4 protein-coding genes are annotated in these 3,908 nt (G+C 70.7%); 2 read left to right on the top strand and 2 right to left on the bottom strand.

The window, feature by feature from the left end:
• The coding region (locus BJQ90_RS17430; RefSeq protein ID WP_226761472.1) for a transcriptional regulator at positions 1-556 on the top strand (556 nt) is incomplete at its 5' end.
• A gap of 74 nt (positions 557-630) precedes the next feature.
• Here the strand turns inward: BJQ90_RS17430 and BJQ90_RS17425 are convergent.
• Positions 631-1,527 carry a DMT family transporter gene (locus tag BJQ90_RS17425; RefSeq protein WP_226761471.1) on the bottom strand — a complete coding sequence of 299 codons (897 nt, stop codon included), beginning with the start codon at positions 1,525-1,527 and terminating at the stop codon, positions 631-633.
• Positions 1,528-1,577: 50 nt separating this feature from the next.
• Between BJQ90_RS17425 and BJQ90_RS17420 the strand changes: the two genes are divergently transcribed.
• Complete coding sequence (locus BJQ90_RS17420) at positions 1,578-2,810, top strand: cysteine desulfurase family protein (RefSeq protein WP_226761470.1); 1,233 nt, start codon at positions 1,578-1,580, stop codon at positions 2,808-2,810.
• A 25-nt stretch (positions 2,811-2,835) separates the two neighbouring features.
• Here the strand turns inward: BJQ90_RS17420 and BJQ90_RS17415 are convergent.
• The coding region (locus tag BJQ90_RS17415; RefSeq protein ID WP_226761469.1) for an NAD(P)/FAD-dependent oxidoreductase at positions 2,836-3,908 on the bottom strand (1,073 nt) is incomplete at its 5' end.

The following is a 3,908-nucleotide window of genomic DNA, read 5'->3' as shown; positions in this document are numbered from 1 at the left end:
CGTGGAATTCCGCAAACTTGGCGGGAGGGGCGGGCCGGGTTCGGGCCGCCCGGCCAAGCTGTATCTGGCCGCCGTCCGGGAGGTCGCCGCGTCAGTGCCGGACCGGAACTACGACCTCGCCGCCGAGCTGCTGGTTTCGGCCATCGAGGAGTCAGCGGCCGACGGCGGTTCCGCCCGTGATGCGCTGTTGCGCACCGCCCATGCGCGGGGGCAGGCGGAGGCGCGGGCCCAGCAGGACGCGGCGGGGCCGGTGGACGCCCGGTCGGCAGCGGCGGGTAGCGGATTTGAGGAGTTCCTCGCCGCGGAGGGTTACCGTCCGGAAGCCGATGCCGAGGGAGGCCTGGTGCTGCTCAACTGTCCGTTCCACCGGATCGCCGAGGGCCACACCGATGTGGTCTGCGCCATGAACGGCGCCTTCCTCACGGGGGCCGCGGCCGGCTGCGGCATCGATCCGGACCGGGTCCAGGCTCTCGCCATCGAGGACCTGCGCTCGCAGGGGGCCGCGCGGCCGGCGCAGTGCTGCGCGAGGATCGGCCCTCAGGGGCCCGGCGCCTAAGGGGCCGGTCCGGCAGACTGGCACAGCAGACAGGTTCAGCAGCCTGGCACAGCGGACAGGTCCGGCAGCCTGACCTAGGCGACGCGGCCCGGGGCTGCCGGCTCCGGGGCCTTGCCCCGAACTTTCATCCCGGTCAGCAGCACGCCTGCGATCACCAGGATGCCGCCCGCGATCTGGACGAGGGTGAGCGGAGTGCCCAGGGCCACCGTGATGACCGCGGTGAAGACGACGATCAGGTTCAGGTAGTTCCCGGCGGTTCCCGGCGGGGTGGTTTTCAAAGCCAGATTCCAGAAGAGGTAGGCGCCCAGGGAGGGGAAGACCACGATGTACGCCAGCGACCAGCCCTCGGCCGGAGTCTCGGGCAGGCGCACATCCAGGGCCAGGGCGAACGGCGTCAGCGTGACCGACGCAATCAAGACCTGCATGGCGGTGGAGGTGATGGCCGGGATGTCGAGCCTGCGGGCGATGATCGTGTAGCAGCCCCAGACGAAGATCGCGCCGATCATCATGAGTTCGCCGGTGTTAATCGACAGGCTGACGATGCGCTGCAGTTCGCCCCGGGTGAGGACCAGCAGCACTCCGAGCAGGCCGAGGCAGATGCCCGCCCAGCCCAGGCGTGTGGCCTTTTCGCCGAGCAGGACAATCGCCATCACCACGATCAGGGCCGGGCTGGCCGCAGTGATCAGGGAGGCGTTGACGGCGGAGGTGTGGCCGAGCGCCGCGTACAGCAGGAGAGTGTAGGCGCTCATGCCCAGCGCACTCAGGAGCAGCAGCGCCGGCCAGCGGCCCAGCACCGCCCGCCAGTCCGGCTTTTCCGCGAAGTGGGCCAGCAGCAGCAGCGGCACGGCCGCGAAAGTCCAGCGCCAGTAGGTCAGATCCAGCGGGGACATCGAGGTGACAGCGGCCCGGCCGACGACGAAGTTGCCGGACCAGAAGAGGGTGGCCAGGACCAGGTACACGGGCGCTTTCACCGCTCGAATCTACACCAGTGCCGCGGCACGGCCGCGGGTAGAATTGCCCTGTGCCCGTATACCTTGACCATGCCGCAACCACCACCCTTGCCCCGGAGGCCCTGGCTGCGCTGACCCGCGAACTGGGCCGGACCGGCAACCCCTCCTCGCTGCACGGATCGGGCCGCAACGCCCGGCGCTCGGTCGAGGACGCCCGCGAGTCACTGGCAGCGGCGGCAGGCGCGCACCCCTCGGAAGTCATCTTTACTTCGGGCGGAACCGAAGCCGACAACCTCGCCGTCAAGGGCCTGTACTGGGCCCGCCATGCCGAGGACCCGGCCCGCACGCGCATCCTGTGTTCCGCCGTCGAACACCATGCCGTGCTGGACACCGCGGAGTGGCTCGAGCGGCACGAGGGCGCCGAGGTCTGCTGGCTGCCGGTGGATGCAGACGGCGTCGTGGACCTGGCAGTGCTGGAGGCAGAGCTCTCCCGGGACCCGGCGTCGATCGCCCTGGTCACGGTGATGTGGGCCAACAACGAAGTGGGCAGCATCCAGCCCGTCGCGCAGATCGTCGAACTGGCGCACCGGGCCGGCGTCCCGGTCCATTCCGATGCCGTCCAGGCGTTCGGCTCGGTGCCCGTGGATTTCCGGGCCAGCGGGCTCGACGCCATGTCCATCTCCGGGCACAAGATCGGCGGCCCGGTCGGCGTCGGCGCTCTTCTGCTGGGACGCGCCGTGAAACTGACCCCGGTCCAGCACGGCGGGGGACAGGAACGGGACGTCCGCTCCGGAACCCTGGACACCGCCTCCATTGCGGCCTTTGCCGCTGCGGCCGAAGCCGTCGCAGCCAAACTTCTGCAGGAGGCTGCGCGCATCACAGCGCTCCGGGACCGGCTGATCGACGGAGTTCTGGCCGCGGTGCCCGACGCCGTGCTGCGCGGCGCTCCCGGCGCCGGACGGCTGCCCGGCAATGCGCACTTCACTTTTCCCGGCTGCGAAGGCGATTCGCTGCTCTTCCTGCTGGATCTGGCCGGGGTGGAATCCTCCACCGGTTCGGCCTGCACGGCGGGAGTTCCGCGGCCCTCCCACGTGCTGCTGGCGATGGGACTGGACGAGGCTACGGCCCGCGGCGCCCAGCGCTTCAGCCTGGGGCATGCCTCCACCGGGGCGGACGTCGATGCGCTCCTGCTTGCCCTGCCCGGCGCCTACACCCGGGCGCGCCAGGCCGGCATGGCCGGCCACGAGTCCAGCATCCAGACCGCCGGAACCGTCGCCCGCCACGCTGCCGGCAGCACAAACTAGGCACGGGCCAGGGCGCCGGCAGCAGTTACCCGGCCGGCAGGAGCTGATCAAGCGGGATGTCCCGGTCGGCCAGGGCACGGGAGTCCACCGCGGTCTTCGCGGAGATGAGCTGCTTGATGGTCTTTTGGGGCTTGCCGGCGCCCGGCCAGTTGACGCTCATTCCCGCGACCACCCGGCCGCCGCGCTGCCAGAACGCAAGGAATTCCTTTCCCTCCAGCGAGCCGCGGATCGTGGGCGGCCCCGCGACGAGTGACGGGAAGCCGGAATACTCCATGCTGACATCGAACTGGTCGGTGTAGAAGTAGGGGACCGCGTCCAGCGCCGCATCCAGGCCGAGCATCGCCCGGGCCGCCACCTTCCCGCCGTTGAGGGCATTGGACCAGTGCTCGCTGCGGTGGTGCGCGCCGGTGAAGGGATGCAGGGCATTGGCGACGTCCCCTGCTGCGTAGATGCCGGCCGCGGAGGTCCGCAGCGACGCATCCGTGAGAATGCCGTTCCGCAATGCAATGCCCGCCGCTTCGGCCAGCGACACCTCGGGGACAACGCCCACTGCGATGATCACGATATCCGCGGGCAGGACCTCCCCGGAATCCGTCACCACGCCGGTGACCCGGCCTGACTGGCCCCTGATCCCGGCGGCCGAGGCCGGGAGCCGGAACTTGACGCCGTGCGACTCATGCAGCGAACGAAAGAAGCCCCCCAGCTCGGGCCCGATCGCGGCGGTCAGCGGCACGTCCTCCAGCCCCAGCAGCGTGACGGAATTTCCATAGGCGCTCGCCGCCGCGGCCAGCTCCATTCCGATCCAGCCCGAGCCGATCATGACGAGGTTCCGGCCGCCGCCGGCCAAGGCCTCCCTGAGTTGCCGGCTGTCGTCCACCGTGCGGAAGGTGCCCACCCCCGCCAGTTCGCTGCCGGGCAGCGGAAGCTCCCGGGGGCGCGCCCCGGTGGCCAGCAGCAGCGAGGCATACTCCAGCCCCGGGCCGTCCCCGGCCGCCACGGTGCGGGCGGCAGGATCAATCCCCGTCACGGGGGCGCCCAGCCGCACTTCGACGCCGTTTGCCGCCCACCAGTCGGCCGGAACCACGGGCAGGTCCTCCT

The sequence above is a fragment of the Arthrobacter sp. SO3 genome, from assembly GCF_020532825.1.
Taxonomy (GTDB): Bacteria; Actinomycetota; Actinomycetes; order Actinomycetales; family Micrococcaceae; genus Arthrobacter.
Note: the sequence above shows the minus strand (reverse complement) of the source record. Positions and strands in the feature narration are given on the sequence as shown.